Source organism: Candidatus Leptofilum sp., assembly GCF_965223285.1.
GTDB lineage: Bacteria > Chloroflexota > Anaerolineae > Promineifilales > Promineifilaceae > Leptofilum.
The window spans coordinates 1535376-1557771 of the sequence record NZ_OZ244997.1 but is presented as its reverse complement, the minus strand read 5'-3'; the positions used below and the strand labels follow the sequence as shown (position 1 = coordinate 1557771).

Sequence of the window (22396 nt, the reverse complement as noted above, 5' to 3'; positions counted from 1 at the left end):
CTAATCTGGTTCTGTAGGAGAAGAGTTATGCTTTCTAATTTTTTCGACCGAATTACGCGCCTTTCCTTGCGCTTCCGCTGGATCACGATTGCGCTAACGGCCGTTATCCTCGGTTTAGGCATCTACTCAGCCACGCAGCTCAATCTAGAGCTGCTGCCCCGTGTAGAGTTTCCGCAAACCATCGTCATTGTACAGTGGGGAGACAGTGAATCCTCCACGGAGGTGCTAAACGAAGTCACCATCCCGCTGGAAGAACAGCTATCAGAGGTGGATGGCGTTCTCAATGTTGAATCAACCACCAACAATGGTTTTGCCGTCGTGATTGTGCGGTATGACTTTGGCCTGGATCAAGATCGATTGCTGACGGATATAGAAACGGCCGTTACTGATGCCAATCTCCCCGAAACGGCCGAATCCAACGTTCTCAACTTTAGCCTCAGCGACCTGCCCGTCGTGGTCGCCAGCGTCTCTTCCTCGGAGCTTTCGCTGCCGGAACTCAAAGAGCTGGTAGAAAATGATTTACAGCCAGAGCTTGGCGAACTCACGGATGTGAGTGAAGTGCAAATTGGGGGCGGACAAGAGCTGCCGGAAGAAGTCGTGGTAGAAGCTGAAGAAGAAGCTGAGCCAGAAGAAATTGACGAGGATCCAGGCCGCTTGCCCATCACTGTGGTGCAGGGGGCGCGATTACTAGACGTAGAGATTGAGTACGCCCAAGAAATTAACGTAGATTTGCTGCGCAGCCTAACCACCTATGAAAATGCCGAGGAGCAGGTGCTGCTGGTGCTTAACCTGCTGCCAGAAGATTTGCTCATCTACATTCAGCCCGAAGCCCTTTCGTATTTGCCAAGTGAATATGTTGAAGGGCTGGATACCGAGCTTGTAGAAGAACTAAATGTGCTGGCGGCTGATTTTGGCGGCGTGGGCCAATTTAACGTAGATGAAGCCGTCGCTGCACTCTCCGAAGGCGCGGAAGTGGCAGAAGCTGAGCCAACCGTGGAAGAAGAGCCTGAACCAGAACCGCTTACCGAACCAGAGCCAGAACTGATCGCCGACCTGCCCACGGTGGAACCCGTGCCGCTGCCCGAAACGTGGGTGGCAGGCGCGGCCCAGCTTGGCCAAGTGATCACGGATACCAGCGACATCACCCCTGAATTTATGGCGGGGATCGCCAACTTTGCCTCTGAGCAGCTTGCTGAACTGACCCCAGAAATGTGGCGAGCGATTGATCCGGCGGCTGTGGCCATTGTGCTGCCAGACCTGGCAGAAACGCTGGAGCCAATGCTGGTCAGTCAACTCATCGCCATCCAAAATGCGGCCAACGGCATCACGCCAGAGCCGGTGGCTCTACCAGAAAGCTGGGTGGCTGCGGCCGCTGCTTCTGGACAAGAATTGGCGACGACGGCCGATCTCAACGAGCCAGCATTAGGGCTTATCGCTTCGGCCGCGCCGGAACTGCTGGCAGAGCTAACGCCAGAAATGGTGCTGGCTTTGCCCCCGGCTTTACAAGACTCCTTGCCAGCCGAGTTTGTAGAAACGCTGGATGAAGGCACAGCGCAAACGCTGACCAACATTGGCATTTATGCAACACGATATGAAGCAACGGCCGTAACCATCGTTGACCTGCCCCAATTTGAACCAGTGCCGCTGCCAGAAACCTGGATTGCGGGTGCAGCCCAGCTTGGCCAGGTCATCACCGACACCGGCGACCTGACCCCTGAATTTATGGCTGGCATCCTCAACTTTGCCCCAGAAACATTGGCTGAACTTACGCCAGAAATGTGGCGTGCGCTTAACCCAGATGTGGCTGCCCTGGCCTTAGAAGCCGTTGGCGACACGCTTGAGCCTGACCTGCTAGCACAGCTAACCGCTATCCAGAATGCCGCCAACGGCATCGAGCCAGAGCCAGTTGCGCTGCCTGAAGCATGGGTAGATTTGGCTTCTGCGGCTGGTTTCCCACTAGAAACCACAGCGGACATCCCAGCCAACGTCCTCGGCCTGATTACCAACGTCAATCCAGACTTACTAGAAGGGTTAACCCCGGAAATATTGCTGGGGCTGCCCTTAGAAACGTTAGCGGCCGTACCCCAGGAACTATTGGCACAGCTAGACCCGGCTACCCAACAAACCATCACCAACATCCTCATCGCCAACGAGCAGTTTGCCATTAAAACGGCCGTTGCCGCCGAGGGTGATGGCGAACCCGTGGCCGAAGTTGAACCAGAACCAGTCGATCCTGCCCGCTTGCCCGATCTGCTTATTCAAGGCGCAGCTCAGGCTGGACAAGAAATTGAATTTGCTCAAGACCTCTCGCCGGAATTTATACGCCTGTTTGCGAGCCTGGGGCCGCAAGGCGTGCAAGCATTGCAACTGCTAACGCCGGACAATTTGCGGCTGCTGCAACCAGAAGTCATTGCTTTGCTGCCCATGGAGTTCCTGGATACGCTACCCGCGGATTTGCGTGCCGAACTAGATGAATTGGCCGCAGAATTCGGCGGCGCAGGCCAGCTAGCCATCGCCGAAGCGGAAGAAGCTGCTGCCCTAGCAGAAGGCGCACCAACCCTCAGCGGTATCTGGATTGAACCGACGCCAGAAGGTGAAGCGTCTCAATTCCAGACAGCCGCGGACTTACTAAACAACCCATTTGCTCCTGGCGCAGCTGCCTTCCTCAACTTCTTCCCTACCGCACCCGGCGTAGAAAATCCTGCCGATTGGATGGGTGCGCTTACGCCAGAGGTCATTCAGTTCCTGGCAGAAAATGAAGATGACTTTGTGGAAAATCTATCACCTGTTGTGCTGGAGCTATTTGCGCCGGAAACGCTCACGTTCATGCTAGATACATACCCGAATGCTTTTGACGCGGAACTGACGGAGCGGCTGACAGGCATTGCCCAGGGTGACATTGAGGTTTTTGTGCCTGAATCATCCGTGACGCGCACCGATGGCAACCCCAGCGTGCTGGTGAGCATTTACAAAGCGGGGGATGCCAATACGGTGAATGTGGCTGAATCTGTGTTTGAGTCGCTAGATGAATTTACAGCCACGCATGCAGATACATCCGTGAATCTGGTGTTTGAGCAAGCGACCTTTATTGAAGACTCTATTGCGGGTGTGTCCCGCGAGGGTGCGTTGGGTGGCGTGTTTGCCGTTATCGTGATCCTCATCTTCTTAAGCGGCCGTATCGGTCGGAAGTATCAGGTGAGTTGGCAAGCCACGTTGGTAACGGCCGTTTCCATCCCTCTCTCTATCTTCACCGCCTTCTTGCTGATGGCCTGGGTGCCGCCCACCATTGGTGAGTGGCTGCAAGGGTTGGTGCAATCAACCGACAACGGCGTGCTGCGCTTTATCTCGCAGCTATTCCCTACCGAAGTCACGCTCAACATCATGACGCTCAGCGGCCTCACCGTGGCCATTGGCCGGGTGGTAGATGACTCGATTGTGGTGTTGGAAAACTCCTACCGCTACATTCAGCGCGGGGATGATCCCAAGGCGGCCGTTATTCAAGGCACGCGGGAAGTGGCCATTGCCATCTTCTCTGCGACGGTTACGACCATGGCTGTCTTCCTGCCGCTGGGTCTCATTGGTGGCATCATCGGCTCCTTCTTCTTGCCCTTTGGTCTGACGGTTGCGTATGCACTGGCAGCCAGCTACATTGTCTCCATCACGGTGGTTCCGGCCCTAACATACCTGCTCATCCGCAAAGAAAATATTCCCGACGAGCGGGAAACAACGATGCAACGATGGTACACACCTTCGCTGGAGTGGGCGTTGCAGCATCGCTTTGTCACCATGCTGGTGGCAACCGTCATCTTTGCAGGCAGCTTATTCCTGCTGGCTCAGCTACCGCAAAGTTTCATTCCCGGCTTTGGCGAACCGACTATCAACATTTCGATCTCGCTGCCGCCCGGTACGAGTATGGTGGAAACGAATGAGTTGGTAGAAGAGGTAGAAACGGCCGTACGCCAGTTTGAAGATGTGGAAACGATCCAAACGGAAATTGGCAGTGGCGGTGGCTTCGAGGCCCTGTTCGGCGGCGGCGTCAGCCAGAATCGGGCTAACCTGACCCTAAGCGTTAGCGAAGAGATGGTGCAAGACACCGATGCGCTTAATGACCTTACCAATGAAGTGCGCCAGGAAGCGATTGGTATTGTGGGCGAAGATGCCGTAAGCGTCTCAGCCGCTTCGCAAACGGGCTTTAGTGGCTTTGCCATCATCATCACGGGTGAATCTCAAGACGAGCTAGAAACGCTGGTTGCTGATGTGAAAGGTGCGATTGGTTCTGTGGATGTGGACGCCGATGGCGTGCCGGACATTGCCAACGTCTCTAGCAATGTGGACGGCGTAGAGGAAGGTGATTCCTCTAATGAAACCATTTTGCGGATAGACGGCCGTTCTGCCATTAACTTTAGTGGTGAATTGGAAACCCAAAACACTCTGGGCGTGACGGATGCTGCCAAGCAAGCCATTACCGAACTAGCTAGCTTGCCAACAGGCGTTGAAGTAACCGAAGGATTTGATTCACAACAGCAGGTAGAAGGATTCCGCTCGATGGTGACGGCCATTGGCTATTCGATTGTGATCGTGTACCTCATCATGGCCCTCACCTTCCGCAGCCTGATCCATCCGTTTACCATCCTGTTTAGCCTGCCCTTTGCCCTGGTCGGTGCGGCTGTCGCCCTCTTCATTACCAACAGCGTGTTGGGTATCTCCGCCATGATCGGGCTGATGATGTTGGTGGGTATTGTAGTAACCAACGGCATTGTGCTGATGGAGTTGGTGCAGCAACTGCGCACCAAGGGGCAGAGCGTTTACGACGCCCTGGTAGAAGCAGGCCGCACCCGCCTGCGCCCCATCTGGATGACCGCCCTCACTGCCATTCTGGCCCTCATTCCGCTAGCCGCTAGCAACGAGGCAGGCGCTATTATCGCCTCTGAACTAGCCCGCGCTGTGATGGGTGGGCTTCTGGTCAGCACAGCCCTAACCTTGGTCGTTGTACCTGTTGTCTATAGCTTGTCTGACCAGCTCTGGAACAGAATTGTGAAGCTGTTCAGAAAAGCCTGATTGGTCTGATTTTAACAACGAAGTAATGGGCGCCGTTGTCAATTGGCAGCGGCGCTTTTTCTTTCTATATCAAGGGTGGCATATTGAATTTTGCCACAACCGATGGACATAACGTAAGATTATTCAACTATCTTGCAGCTATCCAGTAAATGATTCAGCAAATTCGGAGGCTTTTTTGACAGGCGAAATTGGCTTAGTGTTGCTTATTCTTGGGGCATCGGTTGTGCTGTTTGCCTCCGAAAAAATTCGGGTAGATGTGGTCTCGATGATGGTGCTGCTGTCGTTGCTGCTCACGGGCTTGCTCACTACAGAGGAGGCGTTTTCCGGCTTCTCGAACCCGGCCGTCATTACGGTTTGGGCAATTTATATTGTCAGTGCCAGCCTAACCCATACAGGCATTGCCGACGTTATTGGCCGATACATCGGTCGCGCAGCAGGTAGTGGCGAAGCCCGACTCATCTTTGTCATTATGGCGGCTGTGGGCATTATGTCGGCGTTTATGAACAATATTGGGGCGGCGGCCGTTTTATTACCTGTAACGATTGGTTTAGGGCGAAAAGCAGGCATTCCCGCCTCGAAGCTGCTCATCCCCTTGGCGTTTGGCTCGTTGCTTGGCGGCATTACCACGCTTATTGGCACGCCGCCCAACCTGCTGGCCAGCGACGCGTTGCAAGAAGTCGGGCTAGACCCATTTCGCCTGTTCGATTTTACGGCAATGGGCCTCATCATTTTTGGCACCAGTCTGGTTTACATGACGTTTATTGGCCGTCATTTGCTGCCCCACTATGAAGAAACCTTGCACACAGACCCGCAGGAGTTCAACCGTGAGTATAAGCTGAAAGATTATTTGGCAGAACTGCACGTTACATCCAGGTCTCCACTCATTGGCAAAACCATTATTGAGAGCCGCCTGGGTGAACAATACGATCTGACGGTGATGGGCGTGGTGCGAGACGGCCGTATGCGGCTAGGCATTTTGCCCAATGCCCACATCCGTGCGGGGGATATGCTACTGGTTAAAGGGGCCACCGAACAAATGTTAGCAGCCCCACGCGATCTTGGGGTTTCCTTATCAGCAGAAGGTCAGATTGATGAGCATGATTGGCAAAATGAGGAAGTGGGCGTTGCCGAGCTGGTGGTGAGCCAAAAAGCACCGTTCATTGGCAAAACGCTCAAGGAAGCCAATTTTCGGGCACGATACGGGCTTTCCGTTTTGGCAATTTGGCGCGAGGAAAAATCCATTGCGGGGCGTTTGGACGCCGTCCGGCTGCGCCTGGGCGACACCATGCTGGTGCAAGGGCGCAAGGAGCGGATCGAAGAAGCCGGGAATGATATTTCGTTCTTGCTGCTAACGGAACACGAGGAACCAAGCAAACGAATCAACAAAGCCCCGCTCAATCTTCTCATTTTTGTGTCAATGATTACGATGGTAGGCTTGGGCTGGCTACATATTTCTGTAGCGGCCGTTTTGGGGGCAATTTTGTCGGTGGTTACGGGCTGTCTCACAATGGACGAGGCGTACAAATCAATCGAGTGGAAATCAGTGTACCTGATTGCCGGTATGCTGCCGATGGGTATCGCCATGGAAAACACGGGCACCGCGCTCTTTTTATCGGAGCAGATCATTGGTGCAGTTGGCTCGTTGGGGCCGCGCGGCATTATGGTAGGACTGTTCGTGCTTACCACCGTGCTAACCTCGTTTATGTCTAATGCGGCTGCGGCCGTTTTGGTGGCACCCATCGCTATTCAAAGTTCGGTAGCGTTAGGGATTGATCCCCATGCCTTTGTGATGGGCACGGCAATTGCTGCCTCTAACTCCTTTGTCACGCCTATCGGGCACCAGGCGTGTGTGCTGGTATACGGCCCTGGCGGGTATCGCTTCTTCGACTTTGCCAAAGTGGGCGTGCCTTTAACGCTCATCATTTGGATGCTGATGACCATTTTCCTGCCCATCTTTTTTCCATTTTAGTTATCGTTGCGCAGAAAGAATCTGCGGCTACTATTTTGACATGATGCCTAGACAAATTATCTGGCAAAAATTAGCGCGGCGGTGGCCGCTGATTTTGCTGCTGCCGCTGCTCTTTTTGGCCATCTTCTTCTTTTACCCGCTGGGGAACATTTTGCGGCTTAGCCTGACGGCCGAAGCATTGGGCGAGTTGGTGATACGGCCGTCTTTTCGGCGTGTGGTGTGGTTTACGGTATGGCAGGCTGCGCTTTCTACCGGTCTAACGCTGCTGATAGGGCTGCCTGCTGCCTACCTGTTTGCCCGGTATGAATTTCGGGGCAAAACGGTGCTGCGGGCAATTACCACCATTCCGTTTGTCATGCCGACAGTGGTGGTGGCCACCGCCTTCCGTGCCCTGCTGGGTGTCAATGGGCCGCTAAACCGGCTGCTGGTGAGTGGCTTTGATCTGCCTGTCCCCCCCATCCAGCTTGAGCAAACGTTAACCATCATTTTGCTGGCGCACGTATTTTACAACGTCACGGTTGTGGTGCGACTGGTAGGCGGCTTCTGGGGCAATCTAAATCCGCGATTGGTGGAAGCGGCCCAAACGCTGGGGGCTTCACCACGTCGTGCCTTCTGGGAGATTACGCTGCCGCTAATACGGCCGCCTCTCATCAGTGCCTCCCTGCTCATCTACCTATTCACCTTTACCAGCTTTGGCGTCGTCCTCATCTTGGGCGGCCCTTCCTTTAGCACCATCGAAACCGAAATTTATCGGCAATACATCACCTTTTTGCGGCCAGACGTTGCCGGGGCACTTTCCCTCTTGCAGATAGTGTTTACCTTTGGCCTAATGTGGCTATACGCAAAATGGCAGCAGCAAACGGCCGTTTCTCTCGATTTTCGCCCTACGGAAAGCAGCCTGCGCCAAGCCAAAACCGCCGGTGAGAAGCTGGCTGTGGGCAGTATGGTGGTTGGGCTGTTGCTTTTCTTGCTCACGCCGCTGCTGGCCCTGGTGTGGCAATCGCTGGTAGACCGCGAAGGCCAGCTCACCCTGGCATATTACCAAGCGTTGCCCACGCTGCGACGAGACAGCATCGTTTTTATTCCGCCGCTGCTAGCATTACGAAACTCATTGGGGTATGCGCTGCTCACGGTCATCGTGGCTGGCGTGTTGGGATTGCTGACGGCAACGCTGCTGATACGTCCCCCTCGACTGCGCTCAGGGCGCACATTCCGCTGGCGCAGTTGGCTCGACCCGGTGTTTATGCTGCCGCTAGGGGCTTCTGCCGTGACATTGGGTTTTGGTTATGTGGTCACCTTCCGCTGGCTGCGCACCTCGCCGCTGCTGGTGCTCATTGCCCATGTGCTGGTCGCTTTTCCCTTTGTGGTGCGCACCCTGCTCCCCGTTTTGCAAGGCATCAAGCCCAGCTTACGCGAGGCGGCCGCGGTGCTGGGTGCCTCCCCTACCCGCGTCTGGCGCGAGGTGGATTTGCCCATTGTGGGGCGTGCCTTGCTGGTCGCCTCCGTATTCGCCTTCACGGTGAGCATGGGTGAATTTGGGGCAACGAGCTTCATTGTGAGGCCCAACAGTGGTTATCTCACCATTCCCATCGCCATTGAGCGTTTTTTGGGGCAGCCGGGGGCACTTAATTTTGGGCAAGCCTTGGCCATGAGCACGATTTTGATGCTAGTAACGGCCGTTGGCTTCATTGCCATCGAGCGGTTCCGGTATGCAGATATTGGGGAGTTTTAGTTTTTTGCCACAGATCAACGCAGATTTGCCGAGCCAAGAACGTCCGTCAGCCCACCTTTGCGAATTGTTTTCGTGCATGAAAGTATCCTAACCATTTCCCCGATTTGCGTGCACCATTCTATATAATTCATGCCAACAATGTATGAAGGAGAAGCTCATGAATCGTGTGGAATTGATGGAACTGGTTCGAGATTATCAGGTTGGCGGGGTGAGCCGACGGCAATTTTTGCTGCGGGCAACGGCCGCTTTGGGGAGTGTGGTGGCGGCCAACACGCTCCTTGCAGCCTGCACCGCCAATCCCAACGACAACCCACCCCCGGTGGTTGATGAAAGCCAATCCGCGGCAACCGCATCAGAAACGGCCGTTGCCGTCAGCGATGGCGAATTGGTAAGCGGAACCGTTACCTACAGTGGGCCAAATGGGGAAGAACTAATGGGCTACTGGGCTTACCAATCTGGCAACGAACCACGCCCAGCAGTTATTGTGATTCAGGAATGGTGGGGGCTGAACGACCACATCAAGGATGTAGCCCGCCGCGTTGCCGCTGAGGGATATGTGGCGTTGGCTCCAGATTTGTATCATGGCGTGGTCACTACGGAGCCAGATGAAGCGCGCAAGCAAGCAATGGCACTCGTTCGAGATGAAGCAGTGGCTGAAATTCAGGCGGCGATTGATTTTTTGAAGGGGCAAGATGTTGTAAGCGGCCGATTCGGCATCACCGGCTTTTGTATGGGAGGCGGATTAACTTTGCAAACGGCCGCAAACAGTAATGATATTCATGCGGCCGTTCCATTTTACGGATCACCACTCTCCGCCAACGAGGCGGCAAACGTGACAGCACCGGTATTGAGCTTTTTAGGCACGCGGGACGGCATTTCTGCCAGTGATCATGAAGCAATGCATGCTGCATTGAGCGAGGCGGGCGTCACCAATAAATTCCAGCTGTACGACGGTGCTCAGCATGCCTTCTTCAATGACACTCGTGCCAGCTACGATCCTGAAGCGGCCTCGGATGCGTGGCAGCAAATGCTCATCTGGTTTGAGACGAATCTCTAATATTTCCGTATAATTACAGCATGACAGCACAAACTGTTGCAAACAAACAGACCAAGATTATCAACCTGGGATTGGTTCTCTATTTTATCGGCATTTTTTTTGGTGCGGCCGTTGCCTTTTTGGCCATCTGGGGGGATTTGGAAGCGTCTTTGTTCGACGCCCTCTTTAAGGCAGAGCAACGTTTACCCAGCCTGAGCTGCCCGGTGCTCATAACAGCCGATGAAGAGGTTACGATTCAGGCATCGTTTACCAACCGGGGGGATCGCGACGAAAATCTAGCGGTGCGGGCGCGTATTTCCCAGGGATTTGCTAGCCTCATCCGGGAAGAGCGCGTTGAATTCACCTTACTGCCTGGCGACAGCGAAACGGCCGAATGGCAAGTGAGTGCCGATGATGCTGCCTGGGACAGGGTGGTGATGGCTCGCGTGAGCACGGTGCGCAACGCGCCTTACCGTCGGCTGGTGGGCAGTAGCTGCGGCATCCTGCTGCTTCCCTTTGATGTCGGCGGACTATCGGGTGGCCACATTGTGACGGCAATGCTCATCATCGGCCTGGTGCTGACGCTGCTGGGTGGGTTTTTGTGGCAAAACGGCCGTTCGCGCCCCTTCCCGCTCCACGTCCAAAAAGTATGGCGATTAATACTCGCTTTTGCAGGCTTGGTCGGCACGGCCGTCATCGCCAGCTTGATGCAGCTTTGGCTACTCGGCGGGGTCCTGCTCATCATCCTCTTCTTACTCCTCATCAGTGCAACCGACAGCTTTTCTGGCTCTGCCGTCGATAGCAACTAGGAGTTCATATCATCATGCTATTTTTCAAAGAGGATATTCCCTAAACAACGTGTTGCGAATTTACAAAGCCTTCTTCTCGTAGCTGACTGATTCTCTTTCATAATATTCACATGGACGGCCGTTACCTTTGGCAGATGTACGTAGGCAACGGCCGTCTTTTTTTAAGGCAATCAGGCGTGTCTTGGTCTCACAATCCGCGTCTCAATGCTGCTCTTTACCAAAAGGCAATAGCCAAAGGCCAGGGCAAACAGCAGGTACAGCGCAATGGGTATCCAGGTCCAATTGTTGCCCAAACCAGCCAGCTTATGTACCAACAGAACCACAAAACCAATGGCATTCATGAAGAAGTTAGCCATTAAGACAGGGAATGCGTCCCCGTAGACGTTCACATTGCGAGCAAACCAATCCAAAATAGCTATGCTCACAAAGCCAGCACCCACCAACTGGGTCATGACAATGCCGCCTTGATCCAGGGTGAGGCCAAACAGGCTCATTGACCATTGGGCGTCGATGATAAAACTGAGCCCAAAGACCAACAGCACAATTACCTCAAGCATCAGGAAAAACTTGGCTCTCATCACATTCCTCCCTGAGTGAATGTTGTTTTTTCACTCAAAATAGATACGGCCGTTTAATACAAGGCGTACGGTCGTAACAACCATTTTTATCCATTAATGTGTAGTCGTTGGGGTCAAGCGCGTTTGGGAGCAATGTCTGTCCTCTATAAGTTGATCGCGCTTGACCATGGCAACAGCTACAACAATAAGCCACAGGATAGCAGCACGTACGAGAATAAAGATCAACAGACTGCCCCCTGTCGCCGGAGGATCAAGGGTTGACAAAGTAGCTACAAGACTCACATGCATGAGAATTGCAATAAGCAAACTGTCTGTACGATTGTAGACCCATACCATGAGTATTCGGTAGGCTGGCAGCCAAGCGAAAAGGCGGGCAAGTAAGAGAGCTACCGGGAATGCTCCAGAGAAACTGTCGTTTTCCCAGAACAACAGGAAGTGCCAGGCTCCCCACAAAAGGCCAACGATGAGACCAGTTGCAAAAACAGTATATCGCAGCCTCATTCGGGGTATGGCAAACCCTGTCCAGCCGAGATCTTCGAAGAAGCCGACGATAAGCCCTCCAGCAATGCCTGTCAGAATAAGCGTAGCTTTGTCATTTGCGGTGTATATTGCGGGCAGAAATTCGCTAGAAAAAAACGAAAGTACAAAGCACACTGCAACTGTGGAAAGTGGAGCGATCAGCAGCGCAACCAAATACCACTGAATGCCCACACGCCACTTAAACAACCTGGAAAATAACTCACGAAAGCCCATCTTCCCATTGACAAGGCCTATCATAAAGATGCCCGCTAAACTAGGGCCGAGAAGCATTGCTATTCCCAGCACAACGATTTGATCCGCGGTTGCCGGGATTCCGTCGGGACCAGCTAAAATGAAAATAGCCCCCCATGAGATGACAAATGCGAGGAAGAAGTAGACCAGCAACGGATACTTCTTGATTAAATCTTTAATTTTAACCACGTTGTTCTCCCCTTAAACAGATGATAAGCAAACCTATTTTTGCCAAAACCTTATAAATCTCCTTTACTATATTGCGACTTGTCGGCCGCAGATTCCCGCTGGATAAATTGTCGCAACAAAATCCAGAGGCCAGCCACAATCAGCACAACGGGCAGCACGTATCCCACGGCCGCTTCAGCCATGAGGAAAGCCAACCCAATAATGGTCAAAATGCCCGCAGGGATCAGCGCCCACCACTGTTTGGCATTGATTGCAAAGACCGTAAAAAAGGGAAGAGCAATGGCAAACATGATGTACGCAGGAACCATAAAGTCATGGAGTATCCCGCGCTCCAGCAGCAAGATCATAAGGCCCACGGCCGTTAAAGCGTAGGCCGGTATGAGTAAGCCCCACTGCTGACGATTGCGTAGATAGCCAACAAAGAAAGGCAAGGCAATCACCGCCAAGACAAAAGTAGGCACAAGCGCACCCGATAACAGGTTAGACCCAATCAATGCCAGAAAACCAGCAATGGCCCACAGCACATAAGCAGGAATAAGCAATCCCCAATCAGACTGGTTGGCCAGGAAAAGGCCAAATGCAGCCAATCCGGAGACGGCCAAAACAGCAACCCAGGTCCAAATGGTGATACTGGCATAGACGGCAACTAGCCCCAATACACCGAACAAAATTAACAAACTCCCCCAAAAGATATTTTGCTTTCTATTATTTTTCATCGTTACTCCTTCAGCTTATTGAAATGTTCCAGTTCAGACATTCTCCTTAACTCATACGCACACTCACATAGCCCACGATGTCCTTGAGTGAGACAAGCTGATCGTAATCTGCTTCCGGCACCGAAACCCCCAGGCTTTCTTCTAGACCAATGAGAAAATTTAGGAAATCGAAAGAATCGATGTCCAATTTGTGCATACGCTGGAAAATTGGCTCCGGCCCAAAGGCGGAAAAAAGCGGGCAAAAGACGCTCCGGTTTTTCAGCGTACCCAGAGCAGCAATGTACAAAGATGGAATACGGCCAGCCAGGCAAAAGATACGATCCCCTTTTTCAATCCCCAAAGTTTGCAGTACATTGGCAAAACGATTTGTTTGTTGCTTTAAATCTGCATAAGTGAAATCAAGTACCACATTGTTTTTGCCCAGCCAGCGCAAAGCGAGATGGTGACGGTGCGGTCCGTTTGCGTGACGATCCACGGTTTCATGGGCAATGTTTAGCTCCTTCCCTTCTGGCAGGCCGTCTAACTCATCATGGATTTGATACCAGGAGAAATCGGCGCGTGTTAAGTGGTGTAGTGAAGCTGCGACTCCCGTTAAAGGCAATCCACACTAACTTTTGCAAATGGGCCTAAAAACCCATGTCAACATATTAGGTTCCTGTTAGGTGCAGGCACAAGTGACAAACGGCATTAGAGGCAATGATGAAGATAATCAATACAGCCTGAATTGCCCAACTGGTTCGAAAAAAGCTAAAATACCTTATGACAAAACTCAAGCTGGACCTGGCAGTTTTTTCAACAGACTGATGAAAAATATCCAGCCGGCCCGCTGAGTCGATTTACCAGCCGGGAAAGTTTTGAGCTAGAGCCAGACTATCTTATTGAGTTTGTCGTCAATAGCGACGCACACCGGCAAGTTGGCCTGTCGGTTTTGTCCTTTCAAATGGTTGAGTAGAATTGCTAACAAAAGCACCTCCATTTCACTCACCTTCCTTACTAGCACAATAAGGTCAGGTTTTGATTGATTCAAGTCGAGAAATTTTAGTAACTTTGGAGGTATTATTGTAAACTCCCACTATCTCTTTTATACTTTTTGAGTGAAGTCGGGTTTTATCCTAATTTCGGATGTTATCTAGCAAAAATGCAGCATAAACCACCAATTTTCGGCTTAGGCTGCAAATTATGCGGTTATTTGTCCCAATTTAGGGAGTTATGCAGCAAAATGCGCAGGCTAACACGTAATTTGGGGTTTTATCCTGACTTCGCGCAGGATAATACTATGTTAGGGCGGCTTATGTCAAGTTGCGTTGTGCCGAACATGAAAATCTTGGTAATTGAAGACCGTTCTGCAAACCAAAACGCCGCCCTAACAACAGCTTAAAGCTAACGCGCCAAAGGAAACAAGCGCGCAGCTTAAGCAACTGAACGGCGGACAATGAATGATATGTCAAAGTCATACAAACACTGCGCTTTTCATTGGCGAGGTTCCAGATAGTTACACAGGCGTTTAGAGGCGACTAGATTGATTTTTAGGAGAACGTAGATGTCTGAAAATTGGGATGCGTTAATCAGAGGTGAAAACTGCCCAGTATGCGACCTAATCAGTTCAGGTAAATCAGAAGACGATCACGGCATTGCTGTTGCTGATTTATCTTTCAGCCGACTTTTTCTAGCGAAGAATCAGTATGTGCAAGGCTACTGTGTCCTAATGTGTCATCGGCACGTGATCGAACCCTACGAATTGACAGCGGATGAGCGGACAAAGTACTTTAACGATCTGGCTTTGGTGGGACAAGGACTTGAGAAAGCGTTTATGGCAGACAAATTAAACTACAATATTCTAGGGAATCTAATCCCCCACCTGCATACACACATCCTTCCAAGATATTTCACTGATGATGCCCCTAATCGACCTATTGATCCAGGGATGAAAGGCCGCGAGGTCTACTTGTCGCCAGAAGGCTATCAAGAACGGATCGAGCTTATACGATCTCATTTGGGGAACAGCTTGTAATTGTATTGTTATCAAGTTGGGTCTTTGGATATTGGAATGACCCACCATAAGAGTCACAGAGAAAAATGAAACAAGTTGAAGATGCTGTTCTATATAGCCTTAGACTGTGGCAAGCCGCCTAACAGATGATGAACCTGACGCAAAGCGCAGGTTATCATTATCAAGACGTAGGCGACAAGTATGAAAAAAGCCCGTTGGAAATCATGTCCAACGGGCTTTTAGTTTCCCCTAAAATACGATAACCTTTTACGTTTGGTCCGCTTGGGCGGCGGCGAGGGTGAGGAGCTGCTGGATGCGCGGCAGGATGTCGGCGGGGTTGGGATGCAGCCCTTCCTGGATGAGGGCGCTATCATATAGCTGCTTGATGCCCAGGTTGATGAGTTCATTGTCCGGATCGTTTTCGACCAGGTTCGCCAAATTAGCAACCAGCGGGTGGCTGCGATTCACTTCCAGGATGCGCTTGGGAATTTCGTAATCCTGGTTGAGCAGCCTCTGGATGCGATCCATTTCTTTGTTTTGGGCGTCAGCGGGGGCCACCAGGCGCACCGGACTATTCTTGAGTACCTTCGAGGCGCGCACTTCGATCACTTTGTCACCCAAAGCTGTGACGCAGCGGCCCACAAACTGGTTGAACGCTTTTTCCGGCAGGGTGGCTTCGCTTTCGTCCTCTTTGGCCTCATCCTCGGTTTCCGGTAGTTCAATATCGGCGTCGTCAATGTTTTTGAACGGCGTCTCTTTGTATTCCATCAGGCCGGGGGCAATGAGCACGTCCAGCGGGTCTACCCAGTAAAGCACTTCTAAATCCCGCGCCTTGAATGGGTCCAAATGGGGGCTGTTGGCGACGGAGGTGACAGAGTCGCCGGTAACGTAATAGATTTCGGTTTGGCTGTCTGGCTTACGCTCCAGGTAGCCGTCCAGAGAGGTGAGATCGCCGTCGGATTTGGAGGTGTGGTAGCGGAAGAAGGGCAATACATCGTCCTTGGCGGTGGGGTCGATGGCGATACCTTCTTTGAAGTAACGGCCGTATTCCCCCCAAAACTGCGCATATTTCTCAGGATCGTCATCAGCCAGCTTCTTCAGCTCACGCAGGATGCGCCCCTTGATCATCTTACCCAACTGGCGCATGAGGCGGTTATTTTGTACCGTCTCGCGGCTCACGTTCAGCGGTAAATCTTCGGAATCGACCACGCCATCGACAAATTCCAGCCACTTGGGCAGCAGATCGGTGCAATATTCCTGGATGAGGACGTTGTGCGAGTAGAGCATGACACCGGGGTCTTTGCGCGAGGCCAAAATGCCTGGCTCCCGCTTGGCTGGGATAAAGAGCAAGGCCCGCACGTTTACCGGCGCATCGGAGCTAAAATGGACGGTGAGCAGCGGCTCCTCAAAATCCATCGTCATCTGGCGGTAGAAGTTACTGTAATCTTCAGTTTCGATTTCGGACGGCCGTTTCCGCCACAGCGGCGTTTGCTGGTTCACCTGTTCGTCGCCAATATAGATGGGATAGCGCACAAAATCGGAGTGCTTTTTGATGATTTGTTTTAGCTTCCACTCGCTGGCCATCTCTGCCGCATCTTTTTTGAGGGTGATGTGCATTTCCGTGCCGCGATCGGCTTTGTCGGCTGTTTCGATGTGGAACTCATCAGAGCCGTCAGAAACCCAGGCGGCAGGCTTGGCCCGCTTTTTGTAGCTGCGGGAGACCACCCGCACCTCATCGGCGACCATAAACACAGAGTAGAAACCGACGCCAAACTGACCAATCACCTCGCTAGGGTCTAGCTCGTCGTTTTCATCCAGCTTGGCCAAAAATTCGCGCGCGCCTGATTGGGCAATAGTACCCAGATTGGTGATGAGTTCATCTTTGGTCATGCCGATGCCGCTGTCTTTAATGATGATTTTCTTTGGCTCGTCCTCACCCACTTCGGGAATCTCGATGCGGATGGCCAGCTCGGCATCCGGATCGAGTACGTCCCGGTTGGTAAGCATCTCAAAATGGAGTCGGGTCATCGCATCGGAGGCATTGGAGATGAGTTCCCGCAGGAAGATGTCTTGCTCTTTGTAGAGGGAGTGGACGAGGATTTGCAGTAGCTGTTTGACCTCGGCCTTAAAGCGATAATCGGCAGTTGGGGTTTGTTCAGCAGTTGTCATTTGGCAGTCTCCTTCATTTTTCAACGCAGAGGCGCGGAGGCGCAGAGATAAGGTGCTTACTGATAAAAGTTAGGGTTAATTCGCGCTTCCTCTTTATTAGATTGTGAAGTTTTGTTTGGTTTTGGTTCCAACAGGCTAACATGCCGGGAACGGCCGTAATGATACCCCGGTTCTGTTAGACGTGCATAAGAGAATTGACGGCCGTTGCAAATCCAGTAAGATCGGATGCACAACAAGCTGTATGTAGAAGCCAAAAACTATCTTGAAAAAATATGAGCGAGTTTGGCTTCTACTAAAGGCAAATCACAGTCATCATCTCGATTTATCTCAAGCTACTTTTTGTGATTTGCCTAGCAACCAACCACTATTTTCGTTTTCAAGGAGTTAGAGATGAGCCAAGACAATCTTAAAGAAGCCGTGCGTAACTATTTTGCCGCCATCTGCAACATGGATGCCGATGCGTTTGTGAACGTTTTTGCCGTCGATGGGGAAAGCCATGACCCGGTCGGTGCGCCACCGTTTCAGGGGCATGATGGGTTGCGGAAATTTTTCAAAGGAATTGAAGCCACATTTGCGCAGCTAAATATGATGGAAACGGCCGTCTACATTAACAAAAACGAAGCGGCCGTGCATTGGCAAGCAGAGGGTGAGGGCAAGAACGGCAAAACGACCCAATTTTCAGGCATCAATCTGTTTGTTTTTAACCCGGATGGCAAAATTAGCAACCTGCGCGCCTACTGGAACCCTCGCGCCATGATGGCCCAATTGAAAGAGTAGCGGCAGACCCCCGTGTCTGCCAACGCTGGCCGCTACCCCCATAAGTTAGCGGCGCAGCAGTAGAGCCAACAAGCCAAAGCTGGCCAACACCAGGAGTAGCCAGAGGCCATTTTGGTTCAAAAACGTGCGCCAGACAGGGGTTGGCGATTCAGCAGCCAGCCAGGCAATGTTTAACTCCGCCACTGACATATCGAGGGTGTCAGTAAGCCCCGCTTCACAATCGGAGCCGCCGATGTAAGCGGTGCCAATCTGGCGCAATGCCTGATCGCCAAACTGTGCCTGGATGTAGTGCAACAGCGAGACGCTTTGCGCCTGCGCCAGTTCAGCCGTGTCATTATCCTCAACCGCACCCAGGCAGAGATTGTGCAGCGGTAACGTTTCTTGATTGGCAACGGCCGTTGCCACCAGTTCATCCCCAGCCACCGACCCCGCCGCTAACAGTGCCATACCTTCTTCATACCACAGCGGCACATCTGCGTCTTCGTCGCCTACCGCTAGTTGGTGCAGCCGCAGATGGGTTAGCTCGTGCGGAATGGATTGGCTGAGATCGTTGGCGGCGGTGAGGGAATTAACGGCCGTTACCAGCAGCACGCCCAAATCAGGGTCGGTATGGCCATCTTGCCAATCTCGCCCCGCCAGTCGCAGTCCGGCGCGTAAATCCCCGGTGGATGGATAGAGGTAGAGATTGAGAGGGGAAACGGCCGTTTGCGGCAAAATATCGTCCAGCAATTGGCGGCTATCGGCAACAATTTCTGCTGCCACCCGCCCCAAATCAGCATCGTTGCCCGTCCAATGCACCACAACATCCCCCACAGCCAGCTCCCGCCAGGCAAACCGATTGTCCTCGTACAAAAATGTTACTTCTGGTACCAAGATCGTTTCGCCGCTTTCGGTTTGCAATTCCCACCAAAAACGCACCTGGGCAAACGGCGGCAGTCCAGCTACGGTTGGATCCAGATCCACGGCCGCTTCTAGCTGGTTGTCGGTTTGATTCATTCGGATAGCTTCGACGGTAAACGGCCGTTCCGCCTGCGCCGCCTGCATAAACAGATAAACCCGCTCAATCGGCACATTTACCGATCCTCCTAGGGAAAAGGCAATATTTTGAGCATATTCCAAGGTCGCCTTGCTCGTAAAATCGTCGCTTTGCGCCTGGACAACTGGCTGACCACCTAACAGAAACAGCATTAGCCAACAGAGTCCAAACAACCATCTTGCCAATCGGTTCATGGCAAAATTGTACACGTCCTTGTGCTTTCGGTGAAATAAGAGCTCATGAACAAAAGTGAAGAAATCACGCAAAGTCACAAAGGTACAAAACTCTGCGACTTTGCGTGAGGCTCATTATAAACTTAGGAGGGTAATGGTGGTGGCTATCGTAAATGGACTTAGGAGGGTGGACAGCAAAACAATGCTGGTAACGGCCGTTGGCTCCAAATCGAACTCAGTGGCCAAAATGATGGTGAACACGGCGGGCGGCATACTGGCCTCGATGATGGAGGTAGATCGACCCAGGCCTGATAGGCCCAGCAGGGTGGCAATTAGCAGTCCAGCAATCGGCCCCAGCAGCAAGCGCAGCCCCACCGCTGGCAAGGCAAATCGCAATGGGGCAATTGTTTTAAGATCGGCCAACTGCATTCCCAGCACCAGCAGCATCACCGGAATGGCCCCGGCTCCAGCCACCTCAATGCCGCGCAGCAGCGGAGAGGGCAGTGGGATTTGGAAGCTGTAAACAATGATGGCCAAAACGGCCGCATACACGGCCGGGAATCTTAGCAAGCGACGCAACGCCGTTTTCCACGGCATCTCCCCCATCGAGGAGATAAAAATGCCAATCGTGTACAGCATAATGGTGCTGGTGGTGTAATAAACCACTGCCCGTACCAAGCCCGGATCGCCATAGCGGAGCTGGTTGAGCGTCATGCCATAATTGCCCCCGTTCACAAACATGGTCACGACCATCAACGCAATTGTTTGGCGGCGCGGCAGCCGCAGCACCTTGGCCGACAAAAAAGCAACGCCCCCCATTAGCAGCACATTCAGCACCGTGAACAGTGCCAGGCTTACTAACTCATCCCCCGGCAGCTGCGAACCAACCAGCGAGGAAAACACCAGGCAGGGGCTGAGCACGTTTAGCACAATGGTAGATAACGGCCGTTTCTCAACCCCAAGCCACCGCTGCAAGGCAAACCCAAAGCCTGCTACCACAAAAATCGGCAGGATATTCTGGGTTAAAACAAAAACAATATCAGCCAAAGGGGAAACCTTTACAGATCAGGACTTACGCAGTGAAGACTACAAAAATCTTGTTCTCTCTGGAATTAATGCCATCAGCCCTTGACTTTTGTAGTCTGGTTAGGGCAAATGCGTAACTCCTACAGATCATCAATCGGGTCGCCGTAGGGGAAATCGGCAAAGTTGAAATCACCAGCCATCATGGCTGACTCTTCCAACGCTTCTTCAACGACCTCCAGAATTTCCTCATTTTCCTCTACTTCAGGATCGTCTAGCATGTTGGCTAAAATGCGCTGCACCTCATCCCCACCAATTTGGCCCAGGGCGGTGATAGCGGCCGTTTGCACCGCTAAATCCTCATCATAAGCCAGACTGGCTAGCTGCGGTACGAAGTCACTGTTGCCGATAGCACCGGCCGCGCGAGCCGCCTCGGCGCGCATATCCTCGTAGGGGCTTTCCATCTCGCCCAACACCGTAACAGTCCAGCGTCGATCAGCAGAGTTGCCCATGGCAAACACAGCACTCAGTTGCGTGGCCGGGTCGCCATTTTCATACGCTTCGGCAATGAGGTCGCCAATGCGAGGATTGTCCGCCGCCCCCAACCCCTCCAGCAAAACACGCCGCACGGCAACGGCCGTTTCTTCATTTTCATACGTCGCCAGCATAGTTCCCACTAGCTCTGGCAAGATTGTTTCTGGCAGCTGCCCCCACTCTGCCAGCAGCACGTAATGGCCCAACGAGCCAGCGGCCGCAGCCCGCACCCGCTCTTCGGGATCAGATTTCATCATCTCTGTGAGCGGGGCTATCAAATTGAGATCGGTTGTGTCCCACAAGCCATCCAGAGCCGCAATACGCACATCGGCAACAGAGTCTTGCAGCGAGGGAATGAAGAGCGGGGCAAAATCTACCACAAAATTATCCTCGCTAATGTCTGCCAAATGTCGCACAATTGCTTGACGCCGCTCATCAGAAACGGCCGTCCATCCCTGCCAAAAGTGCGCCGCGTCTTCTTCTTGCATATCAGACAGGCGGTAAAGCTGGGCAATGGGCAGCGGATCGGCCGTAAAAATTTCGTCTAACACAACCGCAAAGGGCTGTTCTTCTTGATTTTCTTTCATTTTTATTCCTTCACTCCAAGCAAAAAAATGCCCTACAAAACAGGGCAAAATCTACAGAAACAATACTCTTTTGTCAATGACGCTGACAGGGAGGGTGCATAAAAGAGATGTCAGTGAATTTCACGCCAAGGCGCAAAGACGCTAGGTTTTACCTTTTTCGATTAGAAAACAGGATTCACAATGTCTTGGACGATGAGCAGAGCCATCAGCCCCAAAAGCACCAGCATACCGACAATATGCACCATGCCTTCACGTTCCGGCTCTATGCGACGGCCGCGCACAGCTTCAATGAGCACAAACAAAATTCGGCCGCCGTCTAACGCAGGGATTGGCAGCAAATTGGTAAAGCCCAAGGCCACGCTGATGAAAGCAACCATGTTCAGGATGGGAAACAAGTTACTGTTGGTGACAGATACTTCGGCCGCCTGTCCAGCAATCTGGCTAATGCCCACGACGCTCACGGGTCGAGCTTCGCTGGGAGAAATTTCGCCATTGATGAGCATGGACGGAACACTTACGGTGAGGTAAACAATCTCCCACATTGAGGCGGCAGATTCCACCAATGACTCCCCAGGCCCGCGCGAAATGCGACGGCCGTCTGGCGCAGCCATCAGGCCCACACCAATGGGACCTTCCTCCAGTGAATCATATTCGCCAACAGTGCGGGGAATAACGGTCAGCAATGCCGTACCCTCCCCACGAGCGACTAATACTTCTACTGGTTCCCCAGCTTTGCTCCGCATAATATCGGCAATCACGCCAGATGATTCGGCACTCACGCCATCCACTTCCAAAAAGATGTCTTCCGCCTGAAAACCGGCCACCTCGGCTGGTGTGCCGGGGGTCACTGCAGAGACAGCCACAGCGGGCATCCCAATCATGAAGGCAATCCAGAACACCACAAAAGCCATCAAGAAATTGGCTCCAGCCCCGGCAAACAGCACAAATAACCGGGCTCGCTTAGAGGCAGATGCCAAACCGCCTTCCACAGTCGGATCATCTTCCCCAGCAGGGCGTACAAAACCACCCAGCGGTATCCAGTTCAAGGAGTAAACAGTCCCATTCCGTTCTGCCAGCTTGGCGGCGCGAGGGGGAAAACCAAAGCCGAACTCTTCGATACGGATGTTGGAGAGGCGAGCGGCAAAGAAGTGGCCTAGCTCATGTACCAAAATAATGGGGGTGAGCACAACAAAAAAACCGCCGATGGACCATAAAAATGAAGAAGACATAGACTATTCTCAGTACAGAA

General features: G+C 52.5%; 17 protein-coding genes. 8 read left to right on the top strand and 9 right to left on the bottom strand.

Annotation, left to right across the window (positions count from 1 at the left end; all coding sequences use genetic code 11):
* Window positions 1–27: 27 nt before the first annotated feature.
* The 5 genes from ACOQPU_RS07265 to ACOQPU_RS07245 all read left to right on the top strand — a co-directional run bounded on the left by ACOQPU_RS07265 (window position 28) and on the right by ACOQPU_RS07245 (window position 10604).
* Complete coding sequence (locus ACOQPU_RS07265; RefSeq protein ID WP_420644458.1) at window positions 28–5058, top strand: efflux RND transporter permease subunit; 5031 nt, start codon at window positions 28–30, stop codon at window positions 5056–5058.
* A 175-nt stretch (window positions 5059–5233) separates the two neighbouring features.
* Window positions 5234–7027: an SLC13 family permease gene (locus ACOQPU_RS07260; RefSeq protein ID WP_420644457.1), complete on the top strand. Its 1794-nt coding sequence runs from the start codon at window positions 5234–5236 to the stop codon at window positions 7025–7027.
* Window positions 7028–7067: 40 nt separating this feature from the next.
* Window positions 7068–8759 carry an ABC transporter permease gene (locus ACOQPU_RS07255; protein ID WP_420644456.1) on the top strand — a complete coding sequence of 564 codons (1692 nt, stop codon included), beginning with the start codon at window positions 7068–7070 and terminating at the stop codon, window positions 8757–8759.
* A gap of 157 nt (window positions 8760–8916) precedes the next feature.
* Window positions 8917–9816 (top strand): dienelactone hydrolase family protein, encoded by a 900-nt coding sequence (locus ACOQPU_RS07250; RefSeq protein WP_420644455.1) that lies wholly within the window; start codon window positions 8917–8919, stop codon window positions 9814–9816.
* 20 nt (window positions 9817–9836) lie between these two features.
* Window positions 9837–10604 (top strand): hypothetical protein, encoded by a 768-nt coding sequence (locus ACOQPU_RS07245; protein ID WP_420644454.1) that lies wholly within the window; start codon window positions 9837–9839, stop codon window positions 10602–10604.
* Window positions 10605–10774: 170 nt separating this feature from the next.
* Here the strand turns inward: ACOQPU_RS07245 and ACOQPU_RS07240 are convergent, their stop codons facing one another.
* From ACOQPU_RS07240 to ACOQPU_RS07225, 4 genes are all read right to left on the bottom strand, one after another.
* Window positions 10775–11182, bottom strand: coding sequence for a hypothetical protein (locus ACOQPU_RS07240; RefSeq protein WP_420644453.1), 408 nt, complete (start codon window positions 11180–11182; stop codon window positions 10775–10777).
* Between the two features lie 93 nt (window positions 11183–11275).
* A complete protein-coding gene (locus ACOQPU_RS07235) occupies window positions 11276–12142 on the bottom strand; it encodes a CPBP family intramembrane glutamic endopeptidase (RefSeq protein WP_420644452.1) in 867 nt (288 codons plus the stop codon).
* 50 nt (window positions 12143–12192) lie between these two features.
* Window positions 12193–12858: a hypothetical protein gene (locus tag ACOQPU_RS07230; protein ID WP_420644451.1), complete on the bottom strand. Its 666-nt coding sequence runs from the start codon at window positions 12856–12858 to the stop codon at window positions 12193–12195.
* Window positions 12859–12904: 46 nt separating this feature from the next.
* Window positions 12905–13459 carry an AMP-binding protein gene (locus ACOQPU_RS07225; RefSeq protein WP_420644450.1) on the bottom strand — a complete coding sequence of 185 codons (555 nt, stop codon included), beginning with the start codon at window positions 13457–13459 and terminating at the stop codon, window positions 12905–12907.
* A 73-nt stretch (window positions 13460–13532) separates the two neighbouring features.
* Between ACOQPU_RS07225 and ACOQPU_RS07220 the strand changes: the two genes are divergently transcribed.
* Entirely contained in the window at window positions 13533–13688 is a 156-nt protein-coding gene (locus tag ACOQPU_RS07220) for a hypothetical protein (protein WP_420644449.1), read from the top strand.
* Window positions 13689–14398: 710 nt separating this feature from the next.
* Window positions 14399–14869, top strand: coding sequence for an HIT family protein (locus tag ACOQPU_RS07215; protein WP_420644448.1), 471 nt, complete (start codon window positions 14399–14401; stop codon window positions 14867–14869).
* Between the two features lie 246 nt (window positions 14870–15115).
* Here the strand turns inward: ACOQPU_RS07215 and htpG are convergent, their stop codons facing one another.
* A complete protein-coding gene (gene htpG / locus ACOQPU_RS07210; RefSeq protein ID WP_420644447.1) occupies window positions 15116–17017 on the bottom strand; it encodes a molecular chaperone HtpG in 1902 nt (633 codons plus the stop codon).
* A 390-nt stretch (window positions 17018–17407) separates the two neighbouring features.
* Between htpG and ACOQPU_RS07205 the strand changes: the two genes are divergently transcribed.
* A complete protein-coding gene (locus tag ACOQPU_RS07205) occupies window positions 17408–17794 on the top strand; it encodes a nuclear transport factor 2 family protein (RefSeq protein ID WP_420644446.1) in 387 nt (128 codons plus the stop codon).
* A gap of 45 nt (window positions 17795–17839) precedes the next feature.
* Here the strand turns inward: ACOQPU_RS07205 and ACOQPU_RS07200 are convergent, their stop codons facing one another.
* From ACOQPU_RS07200 to ACOQPU_RS07185, 4 genes are all read right to left on the bottom strand, one after another.
* On the bottom strand, window positions 17840–18982 hold the full coding sequence (locus ACOQPU_RS07200; protein ID WP_420644445.1) for a peptidase MA family metallohydrolase: 1143 nt from the start codon (window positions 18980–18982) through the stop codon (window positions 17840–17842).
* A 156-nt stretch (window positions 18983–19138) separates the two neighbouring features.
* A complete protein-coding gene (locus ACOQPU_RS07195) occupies window positions 19139–20050 on the bottom strand; it encodes an AEC family transporter (protein ID WP_420644444.1) in 912 nt (303 codons plus the stop codon).
* A gap of 119 nt (window positions 20051–20169) precedes the next feature.
* The gene (locus tag ACOQPU_RS07190; RefSeq protein WP_420644443.1) at window positions 20170–21147 is read right to left on the bottom strand and encodes a HEAT repeat domain-containing protein; all 978 of its coding nucleotides are present in this window, start codon (window positions 21145–21147) and stop codon (window positions 20170–20172) included.
* Between the two features lie 161 nt (window positions 21148–21308).
* Window positions 21309–22376, bottom strand: a complete 1068-nt coding sequence (locus ACOQPU_RS07185) for a M50 family metallopeptidase (protein WP_420644442.1) — start codon at window positions 22374–22376, stop codon at window positions 21309–21311.
* Window positions 22377–22396 lie beyond the last annotated feature (20 nt).

What these genes read in the sequence shown, in the direction of transcription:
- ACOQPU_RS07265 (WP_420644458.1), top strand. Translation starts at nt 28, where the DNA reads ATGCTTTCTAATTTTTTCGACCGAATTACGCGCCTTTCCTTGCGCTTC.
- ACOQPU_RS07250 (WP_420644455.1), top strand. Translation starts at nt 8,917, where the DNA reads ATGAATCGTGTGGAATTGATGGAACTGGTTCGAGATTATCAGGTTGGC.
- ACOQPU_RS07240 (WP_420644453.1), bottom strand. Translation starts at nt 11,182, where the DNA reads ATGAGAGCCAAGTTTTTCCTGATGCTTGAGGTAATTGTGCTGTTGGTC.
- ACOQPU_RS07245 (WP_420644454.1), top strand. Translation starts at nt 9,837, where the DNA reads ATGACAGCACAAACTGTTGCAAACAAACAGACCAAGATTATCAACCTG.
- ACOQPU_RS07215 (WP_420644448.1), top strand. Translation starts at nt 14,399, where the DNA reads ATGTCTGAAAATTGGGATGCGTTAATCAGAGGTGAAAACTGCCCAGTA.
- ACOQPU_RS07200 (WP_420644445.1), bottom strand. Translation starts at nt 18,982, where the DNA reads ATGCTGTTTCTGTTAGGTGGTCAGCCAGTTGTCCAGGCGCAAAGCGAC.
- ACOQPU_RS07230 (WP_420644451.1), bottom strand. Translation starts at nt 12,858, where the DNA reads ATGAAAAATAATAGAAAGCAAAATATCTTTTGGGGGAGTTTGTTAATT.
- ACOQPU_RS07190 (WP_420644443.1), bottom strand. Translation starts at nt 21,147, where the DNA reads ATGAAAGAAAATCAAGAAGAACAGCCCTTTGCGGTTGTGTTAGACGAA.
- htpG (WP_420644447.1), bottom strand. Translation starts at nt 17,017, where the DNA reads ATGACAACTGCTGAACAAACCCCAACTGCCGATTATCGCTTTAAGGCC.
- ACOQPU_RS07205 (WP_420644446.1), top strand. Translation starts at nt 17,408, where the DNA reads ATGAGCCAAGACAATCTTAAAGAAGCCGTGCGTAACTATTTTGCCGCC.
- ACOQPU_RS07185 (WP_420644442.1), bottom strand. Translation starts at nt 22,376, where the DNA reads ATGTCTTCTTCATTTTTATGGTCCATCGGCGGTTTTTTTGTTGTGCTC.
- ACOQPU_RS07255 (WP_420644456.1), top strand. Translation starts at nt 7,068, where the DNA reads ATGATGCCTAGACAAATTATCTGGCAAAAATTAGCGCGGCGGTGGCCG.